This is a genomic window from Paenalcaligenes hermetiae, assembly GCF_039543645.1.
In the GTDB taxonomy this organism is placed as follows: domain Bacteria; phylum Pseudomonadota; class Gammaproteobacteria; order Burkholderiales; family Burkholderiaceae_B; genus Paenalcaligenes; species Paenalcaligenes hermetiae.
Window position 1 is genome coordinate 157,339 of the sequence record NZ_BAABKD010000009.1, and the last position, 20,734, is coordinate 178,072.

The window sequence follows — 20,734 nt, forward strand, 5'->3', positions numbered from 1 at the left end:
AATGCCTATTTAAGAAAAAGATGCGGTATAACAGGAAAAGAAAGACAAAATCATTTTATGTTGATCACACCAATCTCACTATCTTCCCTGACGACTGCTTGGAGCTAACATGCCAAAGTTTGCTGCTAACCTTAGTATGCTTTTTACAGAGTACGAGTTTCCTAAACGTTTTGTTCATGCAGCCGCTGCCGGTTTTAGTGGTATTGAATACCTTTTTCCTTATGACTATACACCAGCCCAGCTTAAGCAATGGCTAGATGACCAGTCTCTACCCCAAGTCTTATTTAACTTACCCGCAGGACGCTGGGATCAAGGTGAACGAGGGTTGGCTTGCTTACCAGACCGCCAAACAGAATTTCAAGAGGGGGTACATATAGCCATGGAGTACGCCAATACTCTAGGTAATGAGCTCATGCACTGTATGGCGGGGATACGTCCAGAGGGTTTATCTTATACCAAAGCCCTTGATACCTATTTGACTAACCTTGCCTATGCCACGGATATTGCGGCGCAACATAATCGGGTAATTTGTATTGAACCAATCAACCCTTACGATATGCCGGGCTACTTTTTACAACAAAGCGAACAAGCGGTAGAAATCATCAATGAACTGAATCGAACAAACCTCAAGTTGCAATACGATATTTATCACGCCCAACGCGTAGAAGGTCATATTAGTCATACCCTAGAGCGTTTCTTAACTTATATCGGCCACATTCAAATTGCGAACTCCCCCGGACGCCATGAGCCCCATCTAGGGGAAATCAATTATGACTTTATTTTTCATTTAGTGGATCATTTAGGTTATGCCGGCTGGATAGGTTGTGAGTACCTACCTGCTGCAACCACAGCAGAAGGATTAAGCTGGCTACGCCGTTACCAACCCCAAAGGACAAAATAATGGAGAATATTGCATTTATTGGTTTAGGGATTATGGGTGTTCCCATGTGCTTAAATCTGCTTAAAGCCGGTTATCCAGTAAACACCTACACCCGTAGCCACACCCACCCCTCTATACCCGAAGCCGGTGCCCATCTTTGTGATAGCCCGCGAGCGGCCGCTGAACAGGCTGACATTATTATTCTTATTGTGAATGACACCCCAAACGTTGAGCAGGTTTTATTTGGGGAAAATGGCGTCATCGAAGCCAATCTTCAGGGCAAGGTCATCGTGGATATGAGTACCATTTCGCCTGTCGCTACCAAAGCATTTGCGCAGAGAGTTCAGGCCGCAGGCGCTGATTATTTGGATGCGCCCGTTTCTGGCGGTGATGTAGGCGCGCAAGCGGGCACATTAAGCATTATGGTGGGTGGCTCTGAATCCGCTTTTCAACGTGTGTTACCACTTTTTCAAGTGATGGGAAAAAACATCACTCATGTCGGCGATGTAGGCGCTGGTCAAATTACGAAAATGGCTAACCAAGTCATTGTGGCACAGAGCATCCAAGCCGTTGCAGAAGCCTTAGTGCTCGCCTCTAAAGCTGGGGCGGACCCAGAAAAAGTACGACAAGCGCTCATGGGAGGGTTTGCAAACTCACGGATTTTAGAGGTCCACGGTAAGCGCATGACCGCGGGCACATTTACCCCGGGGTTTAAAGTCAACCTACATCAAAAAGACATCACCAGTGCGCTCAACACAGCTCGCGAACTCGGGGTGGCCTTACCCGGGGCGGCGCTCTTTCAACAATTGCTCAGTAGCTGCATCGCCCAAGGCGGTAGCGAGTGGGATCACTCTGCCGTGATTAAAGTCATCGAGCAGCTGGCCAACCATTCGATTCGTGATGACAGCTAACCATATTACCCTTTTACGCGCCGGCTTTAGCGCGGCTGTACAAGCCGCCCAAGCCAAGTATGCGCTACCACCCTACTTACCAACACCGCCGTCGGGGCGCACTATTGTCATCGGGATGGGTAAAGCCGGCGCCGCCATGGCGCAAGCCGTAGAAAACGCGTGGCAAGGGGATAAAAGTCAGCTTAGCGGGGTGGTCGTGGTTCCCTATGGCTCTACGCTCCCTACCCAGCGTATACGCCTCATCGAAGCGGCGCACCCTGTTCCCGACCACAACAGCGTGCAAGCCAGCCAACAAATACATCAGGCCGTTCACGCGCTAAGCGCCGACGATCTGGTTATTTGCCTTATTTCTGGGGGCGGCTCGTCTTTATTAAGTCTGCCCGCCACAGGCCTAACACTAGAAGCAAAACAGCAACTTAGCCAACAACTATTACACAGTGGTGCCAGCATTGATGAAATCAACATCGTGCGCAAACACTTATCAGCGATCAAGGGGGGGCGCTTGGCCGCCGCCTGCTACCCTGCGCGTGTGGTCAATTTAATTATTTCTGATGTACCCGGTGATGACCCTAGCCATATCGCTTCGGGTCCTACCGTCGCAGACCCCAGTAGCGCACAAGCCGCCTTACAGATCCTACAGCACTATGCCATTGCCCTAAGTCCCACCATACAGCATGGGCTCCAGAGCTGCGCTTGGGAAAGCATCAAAGCAGACGACCCTCGCTTAGCACGCGTCCAAACGCATGTTATCGCCACCCCACACACAGCCTTACAGGCCGCGGCTACGCTTTACCAAGAACAGGGTTATACGCCTCTTGTTTTGGGTGACACCATCGAGGGCGAAGCCAAAGAAGTAGCAAAAGTAATGGCAGCCATCGTCAAATATTGTCAAAAACATGGGCAGCCTGCTGCCGCGCCCGCTGTGCTCCTTTCTGGTGGTGAAACTACAGTACAGGTGAAAGGAAATGGCTGCGGAGGCCGCAATGTGGAGTTTTTACTGGCGCTACTTATCACCCTAAAAGATCAATTTCCTTATGCTGCGCTAGCTGCTGACACCGATGGTGTAGATGGCGCAGCACCTGTAGCTGGTGCGTTTATTACCGATCAAAGCTGGAACAAAGCCCTGGCTCTTGGCCTTGACCCCATGGATTATTTGCAACGACAAGACGCCCATCAGTTTTTTCAGCGCTTGGATCAGCAACTGATTACCGGCCCCACTCAAACCAATGTCAATGACTTTCGAGCTATTTTACTGCCTGCTTAGATGATAATTTTTGCTCTAAATAATCGTTTAGGCAAAAAAAAACCCGAGATCAAAAGATCTCGGGCAAATCCACCAAAGGAGGAGGGTGGAGGAGACAACCGGGGCATGTCGGGCTACAAGGGGTTTTCCCGAGCCTGCGCAACCAATTAGGGTTTTTACTCTTGCGTTGCGTTTCGACATCCAATGACTAAAGTATAGTGCTTACTTTTGTGCAATGCAAGATACTTGGGCTTTTTTCTCATGAATCTGTGGTTTTGTAGCAAAAAATCAACAAACTTAGAGAAAAGTCTTTAGGAATAAACCCTAATCTTAGTCGTAAGGGATAGTACTAGATCCGATACGCCGTGGTTGTCATCACTTTGGACATGAAACGCATCGCGAGCTTTATAGGGGCAGGCAAGGCTTTAGCCCCATGATTTTCAGCGGTGGTGCGATGCTCAATCTCATCCAGACGCATTTGTTCAACAATTTTTCGAGAGCGCGTATCGTGCGGGGGCAAAGACTGCAGGTGGCTATCCAAATGCTGTTCAACCTGACGCTCCGTTTCTGCCATAAAACCTAAGTTATACGGCGTACCTGCACGGCTTGCCACCACACCTAGCCCTAAAGATGCAGCATACCAAAAAGGATTAAAAATACTAGGGCGACTGCCTAGTTCTTTTAAGCGATCATCGCACCACACCAAATGATCCACCTCCTCGGTGGCAGCCTCGTATAATAAAGCCTTAATCGACTCGTCTTGAGTCATCAACGCTTGCCCACGATAGAGCGCTTGGGCACATACTTCTCCTACATGATTAACGCGCATCAAGCCAGCCGCATGACGCGCTTCTTCTGGGCTTAACGTATTGTCCTGCGCCGTTGGCTTACCCGCCGGGTTAGGTCTAGATGCTTGAGCGGAACGACTGATCACATGCACCGCATGGCCAATTTCTGTTAACACCGTGTCAAACAAAGATGGGCGTCGCTCTAGCTTAGGTACCGACGCTGTTGGAGCGGTATTTTCTACTTGAATGGATGTGCTCATTTAATCCTCGCATAAATTGTAGGCTTACAATCATGCTATTGTAATGCCAAAGTCGTTATGAGCTTTTGGGCTAAATCAGTAAAAGGACTATACCTATCATGAAATGTACGGTTAATTGGAATCATAATAATGGCATGCTGTTTGTGGCGAGCACAGGCAGTGGTCACGTCACTGTCATGGACGGTGCGGTCGAGGGTGGCGGCAATGATAGCGCCCCACGTCCGATGGAAATGCTCCTTGCTGGGGCTGGGGGATGCGCGGCATACGATGTGGTGTTGATTTTAAAGCGGGGGCGCCATGCCGTCACAGACTGCCAAGTTAGCCTTGTTGCTGAGCGCGCAGACACCGACCCCAAAGTCTTCACCCAAATTCACTTTGCCTTTATCGTCAGTGGCAAAGACTTACCGGAAAATGCCGTTGAGCGTGCTGTCAAACTATCCCATGATAAGTACTGCTCGGCCAGTGCCATGCTCGGTAAAACCGCTAATATCACTTACTCTGTCGAGATTCGGAACAGCTAATTATGGGCTCCTATAATCAATACGAAACTCTCATGCGCCATGTATACGAACACGGCACAATAAAAAATGATCGCACCGGAACCGGCACCAAATCCGTATTTGGATACCAAATGCGTTTTGACTTAGCTAACGGTTTTCCACTGATCACCACCAAAAAACTGCACACACGCTCCATTTTTATTGAGTTATTGTGGTTTTTACGCGGTGATAACAACATCAAGTGGCTGCATGATCATAACGTTACCATCTGGGACGAGTGGGCCGATGCAAATGGTGATCTCGGCCCAATTTATGGGGTGCAGTGGCGCTCCTGGCCCGCTCCTAATGGCACACATATTGATCAAATCACGGACCTGATCAAACAAATTAAAACCAATCCTGATTCGCGGCGCTTAATCGTATCGGCCTGGAACGTGGGTGATATTCCAAATATGGCTTTACCGCCTTGTCACGCCCTATTTCAATTTTATGTGGCCGATGGCAAATTATCCTGCCAACTCTATCAGCGCAGCGCAGATATTTTTCTTGGTGTGCCTTTCAATATTGCCAGCTACGCCCTTTTAACCCATATGGTGGCGCAACAGTGTGATCTCGATGTGGGCGATTTTATTTGGACAGGTGGTGACTGCCACCTATACAGTAACCACATGGAACAAGTACAGCTACAGCTCAGCCGCGACCCTCGCCCCTATCCAAAGCTTAAACTGCGTCGTAAACCGGCCTCGATTTTTGACTATGAATACGAAGATTTCGAAATCGTCGGCTACGACCCCCATCCACATATCAAAGCCCCTGTGGCGGTTTAATCCCTATGTCTACACCCTCGCTTCGTCTTGTGGTGGCGTACTCCACCAATCGCTGCATTGGCAAAGATAACGATTTGCCTTGGCGTTTACCTAACGATCTAGCTCATTTTAAAGCCGCCACCATGGGGCTACCCATTATTATGGGGCGCAAAACGTGGGAATCACTGGGGCGACCATTACCTGGACGCCCCAATCTGGTTATCAGCCGCAACCCCAATTATGTCGCTCACGGTGCTACTGTTTACCCAGACCTGGACAGCGCCATTGCCGCCTGTCATGGTTACGACACCGCTTGCATCATTGGGGGTGAGCAGATTTTTCAACTCGGACTAGCAATAGCCGATGAGCTGATTGCCACCGAAGTGCACGCCCACGTAGATGGAGACACCTTTTTCCCACCGCTTCCTGCTGGCTGGACCGAGGTGCAACGCGAGCCGCAACCCGAAGAAAACGGCTATCGTTATGATTTTGTAATCTATAAACATCGCCCATCTATACGTAGCCCACTACCCCATCTTCGCCCCAATATTTTTTCCTATATGTCGGGTTTAGCTGCTCAACACAAAGCAGTGAATTTAGCCCAAGGCTTTCCCGATTTTGGCTGTGATCCGGCATTACTGCATTGGCTAGATCATTATGCAAAACAGGGTATGAACCAATACGCGCCTGGTGCAGGAGTCTTAGCTTTACGCCAACAGATTAGTCACTACCTTGAGCGAAGAGACGGCCACACCTATGATCCTGAGCAAAATATTACGGTGACCGCCGGCGCCACCGAAGCCTTATTTTGCTCAATTTTGGCTTTTGTGGGGGCTGGCGATGAGGCCATCATCCTAGAGCCTGCTTACGATACCTACGAGCCCACCATCGAATTAGCCGGTGGCATCGTGAAGCGTCTACCTCTACATGCCCCCGATTTTGCGATTGACTGGGAGGCTCTGGAACAGCTACTAAGCCCTAAAACCAAACTACTGATTCTTAATACCCCTCACAACCCAAGTGGCACCATTTTACAACCCGCAGACCTGCAGCAACTGGCACAACGGCTACGCCGTACTCAAGTTGTTGTGATCAGCGATGAGGTCTACGCCGATATGGTCTTTGCCCCCCAACAGCATCATAGTGTGGCCACTCATTCCGAACTACGCGAACGCAGTGTGGTTATTGGCTCATTTGGTAAAAGCTTTCATATTACAGGTTGGAAAGTGGGTTTTTGCGCAGCTCCAGCTTATCTCAGCGAGGAAATCCGCAAAATTCATAATCTCACGACGTTCTCTGTACATACCCCCTCGCAATTTGCCTTAGCCAAAATCATGCAGGACCCTGCACAGATTGCTGCTGTGGCACCTATGTATGCTGAAAAACGGGCTTATTTTCTTCAGGGTTTAGCCCACACAGCCTGGCGTTTTTTACCTAGTGCGGGCAGCTACTTTATTACGGCAGACTATTCCGCCTTTAGCACAGAAAACGATATGGATTTTTGCCATCGCCTAATTCAAGAGTATGGAGTCGCCGCTATCCCATATAGTGCATTCTACAAAGAAGCTCCCACCGAGCAGCGCCTAATCCGTTTTTGCTTTGCTAAAACAACCCAAACCTTAGATGCAGCCATTACACGCTTGCGGCGTCTTCAACCGCGCTAACACCCAAAACACATAAGGGGCTGGTATTACCCAGCCCCTTTTATAAAACCAAGTGTATCACTCCGGTGATTTGCGCTTCAGCTATTTTCTGCTTGATATTGCTCCGCGCTTAATAAAGCATCCACATCACTTATCTGCGACGGTTTGAGCTTAAAAATCCATGTTTCATAAGGCTGATCATTAAGTAACTCCGGAGCATCATTCAACTGCTCATTAAAAGCAATGACCTCACCAGCTACAGGGGCATAAATGTCCGAAGCCGCTTTTACTGACTCCACCACGCCGGCCACATCCCCAGCCTGTAAATGCACACCGGTTTTAAAATCACCGACAAAAACCAAATCGCCCAATTGGTCTTGAGCAAAATCCGTAATGCCAACCCAGACCTCGTCACCTTTGACTAAAGCCCATTCGTGAGTTGCTAGATATTTTCGATCTGTTGGTAAGCGCATATACTCCTTTCCTTATAAAGCTCGGCCACAAGCCACAGCTGACGCCCATGCCCATTGAAAATTATAACCCCCAAGCCAACCCGTGACATCCACTGCTTCCCCAATAAAATATAAATTTGGGTGGGTTTTAACGGCCATGGTTTTCTGATTAAGCTCGTTCGTATCGACGCCACCACGCATCACTTCCGCTTTTTTATACCCTGCTGTACCGGTTGGAAAAAGCGTCCAAGACTGTAGCGCCTGCCCCAGTTGTAATAAAGCCTTATCCCCCATATCTGCCACTTTTTTTTGCTCCCAACCAGCGGGTAAGATTTGCATTGCGTTTAGCCATTGCTCCACCAGTCGCCGCGGCAAAAAAGTAGCTAAATAATTATCCAATTGCTGTCTATTGCCTTTTTTAGCCGCCACCAACTGCTGTCCCAAGTCTTGTTCTGGCAGCAAGTTAATACAAATGCTTTGTCCCGGCTGCCAATAGCTGGAAATCTGCAAAATACCTGGACCAGATAAACCGCGGTGTGTGAAGAGTAAATCTTCCAAAAACTGAACCCGTGGCTTTGTTTGATTCGATAACATGACCTCGGCACTCACACCGCTTAAGGGCACAAAAGGCTTCCATGATGATGCATCGAACGTCAACGGCACCAATGCAGGCCTAGGCTCAACAACTTTTAAACCAAACTGTCGAGCCACACGCAAGGCAAAATCCGTCGCCCCCACCTGAGGTAAAGCCATGCCGCCAGTAGCGATCACTAACTGCTCACAGGCAATCGCGCCCCCATCTGTAGCAAGCTGATAACCACTATCCGTTTTTTGAATGGCTTGTACAGCACAAGGCATACGCCATGAAACATTACCTTTGGCACACTCCTGGCGCAAAAGCTGAATGATGGACTCACTGGAGTCATCACAAAACAACTGCCCTTTATGCTTTTCGTGCCAAGCAATCCCGTACGCATTGACCAACCGCAAAAAGTCTTGTGGCGTGTACGCTGACAAAGCCGAGCGGCAAAAATGCGGATTTTGAGAAATAAAGTTTTGGGCGGTGGTACCAATATTGGTGAAATTACAGCGACCGCCCCCAGAAATGCGAATTTTTTCTGCTAGCTTTTTGGCGTGGTCGATTAAGACCACGCGCAAGCCTCGTTGCCCTGCCACGCTGGCAGCCATCATACCCGCAGCGCCGGCACCGATAACTGCCACATCAAAATGAACCACCATGGATTAGTCTTCGCGAATACAGTCTACATAATAACGGGGTTGACCATCGGGCCCGATATCTTGTGCCAAGCCATGTACATACGTCTCAAAGCCTGGAAACTGGGCATTGAATTCCCGTGCAAACTGTAAGTAATCCACAATCATACGATTAAAGCGCTCACCAGGAATAAGCAAAGGAATCCCAGGAGGATAAGGAGTTAATAACACCCCTGTCACTCGCCCTTCTAGCTCATCGATGCTGACGCGCTCAACTTCGCGATGCGCCATTTTTGCATAGGCATCTGAAGGCTTCATCGCCGGCACCATATCGCTGAGGTACACCTCGGTGGTTAAACGCGCCAAATCGTATTTCTTATAGACCTCGTGAATCTGCTGACACAAGTCACGTAAACCTAAACGGTCATAGGTGGGGTGCGCCTTGCAGAAGTCTGGCAAAATACGCCACAAGGGCTGATTACGATCATAATCGTCCTTAAACTGCTGCAAAGCCGTCAACAAGGTATTCCAGCGACCTTTAGTGATCCCGATGGTGAACAGAATAAAAAAGGAATACAGGCCCGTTTTTTCTACCACCACCCCATGCTCTGCCAAATATTTAGACACTAACGCGGCAGGGATTCCAGTTTCTGCAAAGGTACCCGAAATATCCAACCCCGGCGTCACTACCGTAGCCTTAATGGGGTCCAGCATATTAAAGCCATCGGCAAGCTCGCCAAAACCATGCCAACGATCATTGGATTTCAAAAGCCAATCATCGCGTGAGCCGATCCCGTCGGTTGCTAGCTTATCGGGGCCCCATACCTGAAACCACCAGTCGTCTTTACCGTATTCAGAGGAAACCTTACGCATTGCACGCCGGAAATCCAACGCTTCTTTGATGCTTTCCTCGACTAAAGCGGTACCCCCAGGGGGCTCCATCATCGCAGCGGCGACATCACACGACGCAATAATGGCATACTGCGGCGAAGTTGATGTGTGCATTAAATACGCCTCGTTAAACACGTTGCGATCCAATGCTCGGTTTTCAGCATCTTGTACTGTAATCTGAGACGCTTGTGACAAACCGGCTAAAAGCTTATGCGTTGAGTGAGTGGCATACACCATCGTATCTTTACAACGCGGGCGATCCGGACCAATCGCATGCATGTCTTTATAAAAACTATGAAAAGCGGCATGCGGTAACCACGCTTCGTCAAAATGCAACGTATCAATGGTTTCACCCAGCGTTTCTTTGATTTGCTCAACGTTATAAATCACCCCATCATAAGTGCTTTGCGTTAACGTTAAGATGCGAGGCATTTTGTTCGCGGCCTCGCGCGCAAAAGGGTTCGCTTCGATTTTACGCTGAATATTTTCGGGAGAGAATTCCTCTAAGGGAATCGGGCCAATAATCCCTAAGTGATTACGCGTGGGGCGTAAAAATACCGGAATCGCCCCCGTCATGGTAATCGCATGCAATATGGATTTGTGGCAGTTACGGTCTACCACCACAATATCGTTGTTCGCTACGTTGGCATGCCAAACTATTTTATTGGACGTAGATGTGCCATTCGTAACAAAAAAGCAATGGTCCGCATGAAAAATACGTGCTGCGTTCGTTTCCGCCTCGGCTACAGGACCGGTGTGATCCAACAACTGCCCCAGCTCATCGACGGCATTACATACGTCCGCACGCAACATGTTCTCACCAAAAAACTGGTGAAACATCTGTCCCACAGGGCTTTTTAAAAACGCCACCCCACCCGAGTGCCCAGGACAGTGCCAGGAATATGAGCCGTCCGAAGCGTATTTCACCAGCTCACGGAAAAAAGGAGGAGCCAAACCGTCTAAGTAAGAGCGCGCTTCGCGGATAATATGGCGCGCCACGAACTCTGGGGTGTCTTCAAACATGTGAATAAACCCGTGTAATTCGCGCAAAATATCATTAGGAATATGTTGCGACGTACGGGTTTCACCATATAAGTAAATGGGGATATCCTCGTTTCTAAAACGTAATTCGCCGATAAATGTGCGCAGATTTTTAATCGCTGCCGCCACATCCTCGGGGGAGTCCTCATCAAATTCCTCGTCATCGATAGACAAAATAAAAGCACTAGCTCGGCTTTGCTGTTGAGCAAAGGTACTTAAATCACCATAGCTCGTAACGCCGAGAACTTCGACGCCCTCAGCTTCGATGGCATCGGCAAGGGCACGAATCCCCAAACCGGATGCATTTTCAGAACGAAAGTCTTCGTCGATGATGACGATAGGAAAACGAAATTTCATGCCGACTAGCTCCTACGTGCGTGGCAAGGTAACGCCTAACTGGCCTTGATATTTACCACCCCGATCTCGATAGGAAATCTCGCAGACCTCATCACCACCAAAAAATAGCATTTGGGCACAGCCCTCTCCGGCATAAATCTTGGCAGGAAGTGGAGTGGTATTGGAAAACTCTAAGGTAACATGCCCCTCCCATTCAGGTTCAAGTGGGGTAACGTTAACAATAATGCCACAACGAGCATACGTGCTTTTCCCTAAGCACACTGTTAACACATCGCGTGGAATACGAAAATATTCAACTGTGCGAGCTAGAGCAAACGAGTTAGGTGGAATAATACACACATCCCCCACAAAATCCACAAAAGATTTTTCATCAAAATTTTTGGGATCAACAATAGTGGAATTGATGTTCGTAAAGATTTTAAATTCGTTGGCGCAACGTACATCGTAGCCGTAACTACTGGTGCCATAACTCACAATGCGCTGTCCATTAATTTCACGGACCTGACCGGCTTCAAAAGGCTCAATCATGCCTTTTGCAGCCTGCTGTCGAATCCAACGATCACTTTTTATACTCATAGTACCCTCTGCTAGGCTGGAGAACCACCCCAGCCCTAAATAAATGGATTTAATCGCGCGAGAACCAACGATAAATTAAAGCCAAACCATTTACCGTACCTATGCTCATTTCAGCAGTTAAGCGTCGGGATAAACGGTAAGTTGCTCGCCCTACCGTACCAGTATCCGCCAAGGCTTGGCGCACACTCACGGTAATATCATCGGTCAGCTTTTTACTTGCCTCGACAAAACGACGCTCCACTTCACTGACCTCGCTTTCCGGCGAGCTCGCCGTGCTATTGGCGGGTAACACCGTTCCGGCACCACCCAGCTCACCAGAGCGCATGGATAGCTCATCAATGCCAAACTTACGGTAAAACGGCTCTCCATCACCCAAAAACGAGCTCCCAACAGATAGTAACAAAGCCAAATCGCCGCTGCTTTCATCTGGACCATGGCCGAATAATAACCAAGATAATTTTTCTAGCTCAGAGACCTCGGGAATAGAGATCAAATCAATTTTGGGACGACGTGCAGTGCCACCGACTTTTACACCAGCCTCTACACTCAAACCAGTACGAAGCGCCTGAATATCCAAAATAGGGCTAGTAATATCCCCCTGGAAGGTAATCGTACCCCGACGTAACTGTAGACGCTGCCCATACATCTCGATGGCGCCGCCTCGGGTATTGAGCGCCCCCAGTGCCGTGATTTGCCCATCGATCATATGAATACGCATTTGACCAATCAGACCGGAGTTCACCCCATAACCCGTTAAATAAAATCGCGGACCCAAATCGACCTCTAGATCCATCGCCATATTGATAGGCGCCGCCTCTTGATCGTCTTGGGTTTTTACCGGATCGGTAGAACGAATCACCACCACATCACCATCTACCGTTGGAATCCCGCCCAGCATATCCAGATTAAACCAGCCAGCATCTGCCGTAATTTTACCGCTTAAGTTGATCTGTGGTAAGACGGCATGTAGATGTAAATCTCCGGTTACCATGGCGTAACGATCCGCCCGTTGTAACAGAGGATAGCGATACAGCTCCACATCAAAATTCCCTGTATTGCTATCTAGCTCCCAATAGCCATTTAAATTCAAAAACCCGCCTTTAGCGTCCTCATTTTCACTAATCCATGTTGCGGTGCGCCATTCTTTGGGTTCCACGCGTAATTGCGCAGGAAAATGCAAGCGCTCTACAGTGAATCGATTATCATTAAGCGAGGCTTTCAGTTCCCCATCGAGCAAGCGCACACCATCATCAAGACGAGTGACCTTAAGGTGATGCCCAAGAATATCCCCTTGAGTACTAAAGCCACCATTGGTTAAGCTTTGTAAGCGCACATTGGCAATTAACTCTCCGCCTAGTTCCAACTGATCTTTTAAAATCAAACTAGTCCATGCCAAGTTATCTATATGGGCATCCACAACCAATTCTTTTTTATCAGCAGTACGTAATGTAATCCCCGTCTCTTTGCTATAGTGGATTGGGCTGGTGCCATTCACTTTGATATAGCCCATGTCTTTAGTTTGAACCAACGCATCCGCACGAATAACACTACGTCCCCCTGCTCCTGGAGTGATGTCAACCGTGACTCCGGCCTCTTCTAAGCCTAGCGCGAACGCGGGCTCCGCGGGCACCATTAAATCCCCAGCTAATCGACGCAATTGAATTTTGCCAGCCAATGCCTCTTGCAGTGCCACATCCCAGTCTAACTGGATGGAAAGATCCTCTAAGGCTGTAAGACGCTCCCTTCTGTCAACCACACCACCTCGTTTTTCGTTATTGTTCTCCAGCCCTAAACGTCGCATCAGCTCAGTGACTCGCTGCGCAGAAAGCTGTAGTGCCTCGGTGTGGCCTTTTGTGCTAAAGCCAGTCGCATCCACATGCGTTTTTTGATGCTGTAATGTCAGCCATGGCGTGTTATCAATAGCAGCATGCAAAGCAAAAGCTCCCACATCCACATCTAAAGGTTGCTGCGCTGTTGGCAACAAAATCTCTATGGAGGCTGCTTGGGGTATCTGCGCCCCTAAACCAGCGTGGTGCAACTGTACTTGTCCCAACTGCCCATTCCAACTAGGCGCAGCGCTATTAGGCTCCCAATTTCCTTTGAGCGTAAACTGAGCCTCGACTGGACCATTCCCAATTTTTGCTTTAGGGTCTCCGTGCAGCTGATGAGTTAGATGTGCATTAAGCTGATGGCTAAACAAGCTTCCAATCAGCTTTGCTTCTACCTCTGTCGCTCCCACTTGATCTAGGCTTGGCCACAGCTGTTTCAAAGCCGGTGCCTTGACCAAAAGCTGCAACGTATCATCTGACAGCCCAAATGCCCCCTTAAGCTGTAAATGATTGTTACCTATACGCACATCTATATCACTGTTTTTTATGGTGTACGCCTGCCATAAGGGCACAGTTGCATCAAGCGGCGCTTGAGCCACATCCATATGAATACGACCTTGTGCTACCTGACCATTCCAACGGCTTGTTTCTTCTAGTTGTAATTGAAGCTGGGCCTGCTCTAGCTGAGTGCCTGAATGCCCTAGCTGGGCTTGATAATCCCCTTTTAACGTTACTTTGGCAGGCAACTGCATATCAGGCAACCAAGCCCCCACATCAAAATCCTGCGCTTGTATTTGTCCCACCAATCGGTCTCGCGTCGGATCCTGTTCATCGCGTTGCCAATCTAAATGGGCCTGCAAGTGCGACTGGTCGGGCAGCGCAGCACGCACTGTGGTATCACGTAATGGAAAAGCTTGATCCAATTGTAAATTGGCCTGCGCCTCGGCTTCTAGCCCTTGACCTGCTGCCACTAAAGAAAGCATCGACTGCTGTAAAGAACCCTGCCATTGTGCCATAAGATTTACCGCACAATAAGGCGCCTCAGGGTCACGCCACTCAACAGCCGTCGTATTCTGTAAATGAGGTGGTAAATATTGATCTAAGCAAATCAGGTGCTCCGGTGTATCGGTGCTGACTCTTGCTTTTAACGTGGCTTCGCTATCCCACGGTGCGGCTAGCTCATGTAACTGGGCTTGCACCTGCGTGTCCACCCACAAATGCTCATAACCCACGCGAGCAGAAAGTAGCTGTAATTGCGCCCCCTCCTGATCAAGCTGAGCTTTGGCGCGCAATTGCAGCTGACTTAAATCCACTGGCAAAGCCTGACCTTGTTGCCATAAATAAAAAGCATCAACGCCTAAATTTTCCACATGAACCGTAACAGGCAAAGACGGCATCGTAAATGGCTCGGCATCGGGCTCCGCGGGTTTGGGATCACCATCTAACCATACGGCGACACGTTGCGCCGATAGCGTTTGCACATATAGCTGTCGGTTATGCCATAAACGCGGCCAGTTTACCTGAACGACGGCACCATCAACCTCCAGTCGAGTTTGATCCGGCAAGGCTAGCTGCACATGCTCCACCTCCAGCCCATGCCATAAGCTCCCCTTAACGCCGCGACTTTCTCCATCAAATTGCAGAGCTACCGTATTCATTGCCCACCGAGACCCCGTCGGTGTTGCTATGAGCCAGTACACAAAACCCGATAGCACGAGCAGTATCACAGCAAGAACGGGCAAGCCCCAAAACATCACATGGCGGAAAATTCGATTGATACGCATTAAAAAGCGATCCCTAAAGAGAAATGCAAACGTATGTCACGTGTTTTTTGACCGTATGCTAAATCCACATAAAAAGGACCGGCTGGAGTACGTACTGCCGCTCCCACCCCATAGCCCCAGTGAGGGCTTAAGTCTCTAAAGGACTCTCCAGCATCGCCCACATCCACAAAGGTGCTCACACCATACGTCGAGTTAAAAAAGTACTGGTATTCCGCACTTAATACAGCCAAAGCAGGCGCTCCCACTACCGCTGAGCCACGCTCTCTACCTATGCTGTAGTATTTATAGCCTCGTATAGAACGGGCTCCCCCGGTTCTAAAACCAAAACCCATTGGGATACGATCGGCATTAGGCCATACTTTCCCAGCCTCTGCACGCAACATAAATACATCATTTTTCCCAATAGGAATCCACTGTTGCGCGCGCAACCCCGCTCGATATAAGGTTTTTTTACCCCCGGACAAAGGGTAGTTAACCCCAATATCCATATCAAATAAATTTCCCTCTCGTGGATCATATTTATTGTCCACATTGCGGCGCAAAACTTGCCAAGTCGCTTCTAATGAGGTGCCGCGCTGCGTAGCCGGCTCACCACTGACCTTGCTTTCATCCCACACCCCCATCAAACTCCATTGCGTTTCATAGTCAGCGCGGGTATTGGTATCAAACTCATATTTACTTTTTATCCCCGTCGCGGCACGGGTTTGCTTTAAGCCTTCAATATCCTGATGTTCATATAACACCCCAAAACTATTTTTAAATCCCTTATAAGTAGGGGGAAAATGCACATCAGAAAAAAACCGCTGTCGGTCTTTATCCACCCCTAGACCGGTTTCCGTCCAAACGGGCTGACCAAAAACAATATTCTGCCGATAAAATGCCTCTAAGCGAGGCCCATGATCACTATCTACCCCCAGAGAACCCGTGAAGCGTCGCGCTGGTGCCTCGGTAACACGAACGGAAACGGGCATTTCCACCTCGCCATCAGCACGAACTCGCTGCCCTTGCGCCTGCTCATCAAGCGTGACAAAAGCTCCCCTAAAAAATGTCGTAGATTGCAAAGCCTGCTGCCAATCATCCAACTTATCTTGATCATAAGGCTCGCCCGGCTCATAGCGAACATAACGCCGGATAAGCTTTTCTGGGACTCGTTTTAGACCCGAGGTATAGAGCTCCCCCATGCGCACTCGCGGACCACTACGAATCGCTAAATCCAGATCAGCGGTATTTTTATCGGCAGTAACAGTGGCTTGGGTGTGGGTATACCTCGCATAATAAAAATCTTTAGATTTAACGCTTTGAAGCAAGTCTGCTTTGGCATCAGACCAGTCCTTATTTAAGAACACATCGCCTTGATTTAACGGCCATGCCTCGCGAATTTTTTGTACTCGAGGGGCGAACTCAGGCTCGTTGATTTGACCACTAAAACTCAAATCCACGTGCCGAACTCTCGTTTGCTCCCCCGGCTCAATCAGAATATCCCACGTTTCCCCCTGGTAGTCCTCTCCTACCTCTAGGGTCACAATCGGATCATAATAGCCTTGAGTTTGCAAAGCCGAAACCGTGGCATCGTGCGCACGCCGCCGCAAGCGCGATATTTCGTCAAGATCCTGATCTTCCGCTAGCCGCGTAATAGCATCCACAGCGCCATATATGGCTTTTAAGGCCTGAGGACCTACCCCGCCTGGATCAATCACCACCTCTGGGGTGGACGTTGTTTCAGAGCTGGTTTCTGCCCACCCGATAACAGGCACCAAGCACAATATCGCAATTAGGGCGCGCACACGCATGCATTATCCCTTTAAATCAAATTACAAAGGACGAGGAACGACTTTAGGACGCTGCCAAGAGGTGTCCGCGGGTAAGGTGGCAATATGCGCAGCGACCTTGGTAGCAATTTCATGGTAGAGCTTCGCTTCAGTACTATCTGGCGCGGCCACCACCGTGGGATTGCCGGAATCAGTCTGTTCACGAATAGCCATCGCCAAAGGCAACGCACCCAACCACGGTACGTTGTATTTCTCAGCCATTTCACGCCCACCATGCTGACCAAAAATAGCTTCAGCATGCCCACAGTTGGTACAAATGTGCATCGACATATTTTCTACGATACCCAATACAGGAACATTCACCTGCTGAAACATTTTGAGCCCTTTACGCGCATCCGCTAATGCCATATCTTGCGGGGTTGTTACGACCACGGCTCCCACCAACGGGATTTTTTGTGCCATCGTTAAAGCAATATCACCTGTTCCGGGGGGCATGTCTACGATCAAATAATCCAAATCATGCCAGGCTGTTTGCGTAATCAATTGCGTTAGTGCCTGTGTCGCCATAGGACCACGCCAAATCGCTGGTGCATCCTCTTGCATTAAAAAACCCAGCGAGTTTGTCTGGATGCCATGCGCTTCTAGGGGCTTCATGGATTTACCATCAATAGAGCGTGGGCGCTCGTTAATTCCCAGCATGATTGGCGCACTCGGACCATAGATATCAGCGTCTAAAAGACCAACCTTAGCACCTTGTTGGGCTAAGGCTAAAGCCAAGTTCACAGAAGTTGTACTTTTACCAACCCCCCCTTTGCCCGACGCCACAGCAATGATATTGCGTACATTCGGTAAAGGGCGCAAACTATCTTGTACGGCGTGCGTTTGTATACGTGCATACACGCTGAGCTTAGCGACTTCCAAACCTAATGGAGTAACCGCCTCTTGAATTCGTTGCTTTAATACCCCATCTGCATCATATAGCGGATAAGATAATGTTAAGCTTAATGTCAGCTTGTTGTCCGTTAACTGAATTTCACAGCTCTGCGAGGACACATCCAGCTTTTTATGGGTATTGGGATCAATTACCGCAGCAACGGCAGATAAAATTTGTTCGTTAGTTACATTCATTGGTTAACAAACCCTAAAAAAATGACTAACACGCTAAAACTAGCGTACTAGAGGAATTATCTTCTTCAAAAAGTGTCATACACTATTATGAATACATTTAATCAGATTCTACGCTCTATCCTCTTCTTTGTATTAACGCTTGTAGGGATGTTCATGGCGGCTATCTTTATGGTGTCTACCGCCATTGCTGTCGCTATTTTATACATTGTAGCGCGCATCAGCGGGCGTCCTTTTGCGTTCAAATCCTACTGGGAAAAACGTCGTCCCCGTCGTTATAGTCCCTCTTCATTTAGCCCAAAAACGGCGGCTCGCGCCACAACGGCACGTAGCCCCCAAAACGTGACAGACATAGAAATGCGCGAAATTCCTTAAAAAACTAACGGTTTTTCGCGGCATCTGCTATGCTTGCCTAGCATAGGTTAGGCGAACTTACATCAGTCGCTACCTAGCTGTCATATATTTTTACCATTTTGTTTGATTGGCTCGCCTTTGGCGGGCTATAGCCCTTTATAGGTTTTAGATTTATGTCGCGCACGATATTCGTTACTACCGCACTCCCATATGCTAATGGTTCCTTCCACATCGGTCATATTATGGAATACATCCAAGCCGATATCTGGGTGCGCTCAATGCGAATGTCCGGCCATACAGTGCATTTTGTTGGGGCGGATGACGTTCATGGTGCGCCCATTATGCTCAAAGCCCAAAACGAAGGGATCACTCCAGAAGAGCTGGTCGCTAAAGTCGCAGCCGAACGCCCTTTGTACTTGAATGGCTTTCATATCGAGTTCGATCATTGGCACCGTACCAACTCCCCTGAAAACGTTCAACTCTCACACGAAATCTACAATAAGCTCAAAGCCGCTGGCTTTATCGAAAGCCGGGTTATCGAACAGTTTTATGACCCCGTCAAGGGCATGTTCCTGCCCGACCGTTATATTAAGGGCGAGTGCCCTTCATGTGGCGCCAAAGAGCAATACGGTGATAGTTGCGAGGCCTGTAGCTCTGTTTACTCGCCCACCGATCTCATCAACCCTTATTCAACATTAAGCAACGCACGTCCCGAACTACGTAGCTCCGAGCATTTTTTCTTTAAACTCTCGGACCCTCGTTGTGTGGCCTTCCTCCAAGAATGGACCACAGGCACCGACCCAAACGGACGTCCACGTTTGCAGTCCGAAGTTCTCGCCAAAACTCGCGAATGGCTAAGTAACGAAAATGGCGAAGCTGCTCTATCTGACTGGGACATTTCCCGCGATGAACCGTATTTTGGGATTCCTATCCCCGATGCCCCCGGCAAATACTTCTACGTTTGGCTAGATGCTCCCGTTGGCTACTTGGCCTCGCTCAAATCCTACTGCCAAGAAAAAGGCTTAGATTTTGACGCTTTAGTCGACCCAAACGGCAATACTGAGCAAGTCCACTTTATCGGCAAAGATATTGTGTACTTCCACGCCCTATTCTGGCCCGCTATGCTTAAGTTTTCTGGGCGCAAAACACCAGACTCTTTACGCGTACATGGCTTTATCACTCTAAGCGGCGAAAAAATGTCTAAAAGCCGCGGTACCGGCATTTCACCATTACGCTACTTAGAGCTTGGTTTAGATGCGGAATGGATGCGCTACTATATTGCTGCTAAGCTTAACTCCCATGTGGAAGACGTAGACTTTAACCCCGATGACTTTGTGGCGCGTGTTAATAGCGACCTGGTGGGTAAATACGTCAATATCGCCAGCCGAGCCGCTAACTTTATTGGTAAGTTTTTCGATGGCCAGCTCGGTTATGTTGGGGACACCAGCGCCATGCAGGCCGAATTCAAAGAGCTTGCCCAAACCGTTAGCCATAATCTAGAGATTGGCGAATACGGTCGTGCCGTTCGTCAAATCATGGGCTTAGCCGATAAGATCAACCAGGCTTTTGATAATGCCCAGCCGTGGGTTTTAGCTAAAGGCATTGCCGAGGCTTCTGAGCAAACCAAAGCCCAGTTGCAAGACATTTGCTCGCGCGCCATCGCCGGGTTTAAAGCCTTATCCGTAATGCTTAGCCCCATTGTGCCCGCGTTAACCCAGCGCGTTGCTACCGAACTCTTTGGCATGGATCGCCGCTTTGTCTGGGCAGATGCCGCTACCCTCCCCACATCGATCGCTCGCTTTAAGCACCTTTTACAGCGGGTAGATCCCAAGCAAATGGATGCCCTTTTTGAGCCGGCAGAAGTTGAAATGGAAACCCCTACTCCAGGCGGTGAAGCCATTGCCGAGACCATCGACTTCAAAGACTTCATCAAAGTCGATTTACGCGTAGCAAAAATTGTAGAGTGCACAGAGGTCGAAGGCTCTGATAAATTATTGCGTCTCATGTTAGATGCCGACGAAGGGCGCTTACGCCAAGTTTTTTCCGGTATCAAGTCTGCCTATAAACCCGAAGACTTAGTGGGCAAGCTCACTGTATTGGTGGCCAACCTAGCTCCTCGTAAAATGCGTTTTGGCGTATCTGAGGGCATGGTCCTAGCAGCTAGCCACGCAGATGAAAAGGAAAACCCGGGGCTCTACATACTGGAGCCGCACAGCGGCGCCAAACCTGGCATGCGAATTAGCTAATAATCATTCTCATTCAAGGCACTAATAAAAATTAGTGCCTTTTCTTTTACCACCATCGCCTCTG

16 protein-coding genes are annotated in these 20,734 nt (G+C 48.9%); 8 read left to right on the top strand and 8 right to left on the bottom strand.

Going from position 1 to position 20,734, the window contains the following annotated elements; genetic code table 11:
• Positions 1–109 precede the first annotated feature (109 nt).
• Genes otnI through ABD980_RS06480 form a run of 3 tightly spaced genes read left to right on the top strand, consistent with a single transcriptional unit; the run spans position 110 to position 3,055 of the window.
• Positions 110–901, top strand: a complete 792-nt coding sequence (otnI, locus tag ABD980_RS06470) for a 2-oxo-tetronate isomerase (RefSeq protein ID WP_300647213.1) — start codon at positions 110–112, stop codon at positions 899–901.
• Positions 901–1,791, top strand: a complete 891-nt coding sequence (locus ABD980_RS06475) for a 2-hydroxy-3-oxopropionate reductase (protein WP_345370452.1) — start codon at positions 901–903, stop codon at positions 1,789–1,791. The genes otnI and ABD980_RS06475 overlap by 1 nt, the downstream gene beginning before the upstream one ends.
• The gene (locus ABD980_RS06480; protein WP_345370454.1) at positions 1,781–3,055 is read left to right on the top strand and encodes a glycerate kinase type-2 family protein; all 1,275 of its coding nucleotides are present in this window, start codon (positions 1,781–1,783) and stop codon (positions 3,053–3,055) included. Before ABD980_RS06475 ends, ABD980_RS06480 begins: the two co-directional genes overlap by 11 nt.
• 328 nt (positions 3,056–3,383) lie before the next feature.
• Here the strand turns inward: ABD980_RS06480 and coq7 are convergent, their stop codons facing one another.
• The gene (coq7, locus tag ABD980_RS06485; RefSeq protein ID WP_345370456.1) at positions 3,384–4,082 is read right to left on the bottom strand and encodes a 2-polyprenyl-3-methyl-6-methoxy-1,4-benzoquinone monooxygenase; all 699 of its coding nucleotides are present in this window, start codon (positions 4,080–4,082) and stop codon (positions 3,384–3,386) included.
• A 98-nt stretch (positions 4,083–4,180) separates the two neighbouring features.
• Here coq7 and ABD980_RS06490 point away from each other — a divergent pair, with 98 nt between their 5' ends.
• The 3 genes from ABD980_RS06490 to ABD980_RS06500 are packed head-to-tail and all read left to right on the top strand — an operon-like array spanning position 4,181 to position 7,052.
• On the top strand, positions 4,181–4,603 hold the full coding sequence (locus tag ABD980_RS06490) for an OsmC family protein (protein WP_260649366.1): 423 nt from the start codon (positions 4,181–4,183) through the stop codon (positions 4,601–4,603).
• A 2-nt stretch (positions 4,604–4,605) separates the two neighbouring features.
• Complete coding sequence (locus ABD980_RS06495; RefSeq protein WP_345370458.1) at positions 4,606–5,409, top strand: thymidylate synthase; 804 nt, start codon at positions 4,606–4,608, stop codon at positions 5,407–5,409.
• 5 nt (positions 5,410–5,414) lie between these two features.
• The gene (locus ABD980_RS06500; protein ID WP_345370460.1) at positions 5,415–7,052 is read left to right on the top strand and encodes a methionine aminotransferase; all 1,638 of its coding nucleotides are present in this window, start codon (positions 5,415–5,417) and stop codon (positions 7,050–7,052) included.
• A gap of 77 nt (positions 7,053–7,129) precedes the next feature.
• Here the strand turns inward: ABD980_RS06500 and gcvH are convergent, their stop codons facing one another.
• The 7 genes from gcvH to apbC are packed head-to-tail and all read right to left on the bottom strand — an operon-like array spanning position 7,130 to position 18,073.
• A complete protein-coding gene (gene gcvH, locus ABD980_RS06505) occupies positions 7,130–7,504 on the bottom strand; it encodes a glycine cleavage system protein GcvH (protein ID WP_345370462.1) in 375 nt (124 codons plus the stop codon).
• A gap of 12 nt (positions 7,505–7,516) precedes the next feature.
• Positions 7,517–8,722 carry a BaiN/RdsA family NAD(P)/FAD-dependent oxidoreductase gene (locus tag ABD980_RS06510; RefSeq protein ID WP_345370464.1) on the bottom strand — a complete coding sequence of 402 codons (1,206 nt, stop codon included), beginning with the start codon at positions 8,720–8,722 and terminating at the stop codon, positions 7,517–7,519.
• A gap of 3 nt (positions 8,723–8,725) precedes the next feature.
• On the bottom strand, positions 8,726–10,987 hold the full coding sequence (locus tag ABD980_RS06515; protein WP_260649371.1) for an arginine/lysine/ornithine decarboxylase: 2,262 nt from the start codon (positions 10,985–10,987) through the stop codon (positions 8,726–8,728).
• Between the two features lie 12 nt (positions 10,988–10,999).
• Positions 11,000–11,563: a dCTP deaminase gene (gene dcd, locus ABD980_RS06520; RefSeq protein WP_260649372.1), complete on the bottom strand. Its 564-nt coding sequence runs from the start codon at positions 11,561–11,563 to the stop codon at positions 11,000–11,002.
• Positions 11,564–11,612: 49 nt separating this feature from the next.
• Positions 11,613–15,176 (bottom strand): translocation/assembly module TamB domain-containing protein, encoded by a 3,564-nt coding sequence (locus tag ABD980_RS06525; RefSeq protein WP_345370467.1) that lies wholly within the window; start codon positions 15,174–15,176, stop codon positions 11,613–11,615.
• Positions 15,176–16,966, bottom strand: a complete 1,791-nt coding sequence (locus ABD980_RS06530) for an autotransporter assembly complex protein TamA (RefSeq protein ID WP_345370469.1) — start codon at positions 16,964–16,966, stop codon at positions 15,176–15,178. The genes ABD980_RS06525 and ABD980_RS06530 overlap by 1 nt, the downstream gene beginning before the upstream one ends.
• A gap of 21 nt (positions 16,967–16,987) precedes the next feature.
• Positions 16,988–18,073 carry an iron-sulfur cluster carrier protein ApbC gene (gene apbC, locus ABD980_RS06535; protein ID WP_345370471.1) on the bottom strand — a complete coding sequence of 362 codons (1,086 nt, stop codon included), beginning with the start codon at positions 18,071–18,073 and terminating at the stop codon, positions 16,988–16,990.
• 87 nt (positions 18,074–18,160) lie between these two features.
• Here apbC and ABD980_RS06540 point away from each other — a divergent pair, with 87 nt between their 5' ends.
• Entirely contained in the window at positions 18,161–18,445 is a 285-nt protein-coding gene (locus ABD980_RS06540) for a hypothetical protein (RefSeq protein ID WP_300647202.1), read from the top strand.
• A 152-nt stretch (positions 18,446–18,597) separates the two neighbouring features.
• Positions 18,598–20,670: a methionine--tRNA ligase gene (gene metG, locus ABD980_RS06545; RefSeq protein ID WP_300647200.1), complete on the top strand. Its 2,073-nt coding sequence runs from the start codon at positions 18,598–18,600 to the stop codon at positions 20,668–20,670.
• The last annotated feature ends 64 nt before the right edge of the window (positions 20,671–20,734 follow it).

Bases quoted from the DNA above. Each gene is read 5' to 3' on its own strand.
- ABD980_RS06490 (WP_260649366.1), top strand. From the start codon at position 4,181: ATGAAATGTACGGTTAATTGGAATCATAATAATGGCATGCTGTTTGTG.
- ABD980_RS06540 (WP_300647202.1), top strand. From the start codon at position 18,161: ATGAATACATTTAATCAGATTCTACGCTCTATCCTCTTCTTTGTATTA.
- otnI (WP_300647213.1), top strand. From the start codon at position 110: ATGCCAAAGTTTGCTGCTAACCTTAGTATGCTTTTTACAGAGTACGAG.
- ABD980_RS06515 (WP_260649371.1), bottom strand. From the start codon at position 10,987: ATGAAATTTCGTTTTCCTATCGTCATCATCGACGAAGACTTTCGTTCT.
- ABD980_RS06530 (WP_345370469.1), bottom strand. From the start codon at position 16,966: ATGCGTGTGCGCGCCCTAATTGCGATATTGTGCTTGGTGCCTGTTATC.
- metG (WP_300647200.1), top strand. From the start codon at position 18,598: ATGTCGCGCACGATATTCGTTACTACCGCACTCCCATATGCTAATGGT.
- apbC (WP_345370471.1), bottom strand. From the start codon at position 18,073: ATGAATGTAACTAACGAACAAATTTTATCTGCCGTTGCTGCGGTAATT.
- ABD980_RS06480 (WP_345370454.1), top strand. From the start codon at position 1,781: ATGACAGCTAACCATATTACCCTTTTACGCGCCGGCTTTAGCGCGGCT.
- ABD980_RS06495 (WP_345370458.1), top strand. From the start codon at position 4,606: ATGGGCTCCTATAATCAATACGAAACTCTCATGCGCCATGTATACGAA.
- ABD980_RS06500 (WP_345370460.1), top strand. From the start codon at position 5,415: ATGTCTACACCCTCGCTTCGTCTTGTGGTGGCGTACTCCACCAATCGC.
- dcd (WP_260649372.1), bottom strand. From the start codon at position 11,563: ATGAGTATAAAAAGTGATCGTTGGATTCGACAGCAGGCTGCAAAAGGC.
- ABD980_RS06510 (WP_345370464.1), bottom strand. From the start codon at position 8,722: ATGGTGGTTCATTTTGATGTGGCAGTTATCGGTGCCGGCGCTGCGGGT.
- gcvH (WP_345370462.1), bottom strand. From the start codon at position 7,504: ATGCGCTTACCAACAGATCGAAAATATCTAGCAACTCACGAATGGGCT.
- coq7 (WP_345370456.1), bottom strand. From the start codon at position 4,082: ATGAGCACATCCATTCAAGTAGAAAATACCGCTCCAACAGCGTCGGTA.
- ABD980_RS06525 (WP_345370467.1), bottom strand. From the start codon at position 15,176: ATGCGTATCAATCGAATTTTCCGCCATGTGATGTTTTGGGGCTTGCCC.
- ABD980_RS06475 (WP_345370452.1), top strand. From the start codon at position 901: ATGGAGAATATTGCATTTATTGGTTTAGGGATTATGGGTGTTCCCATG.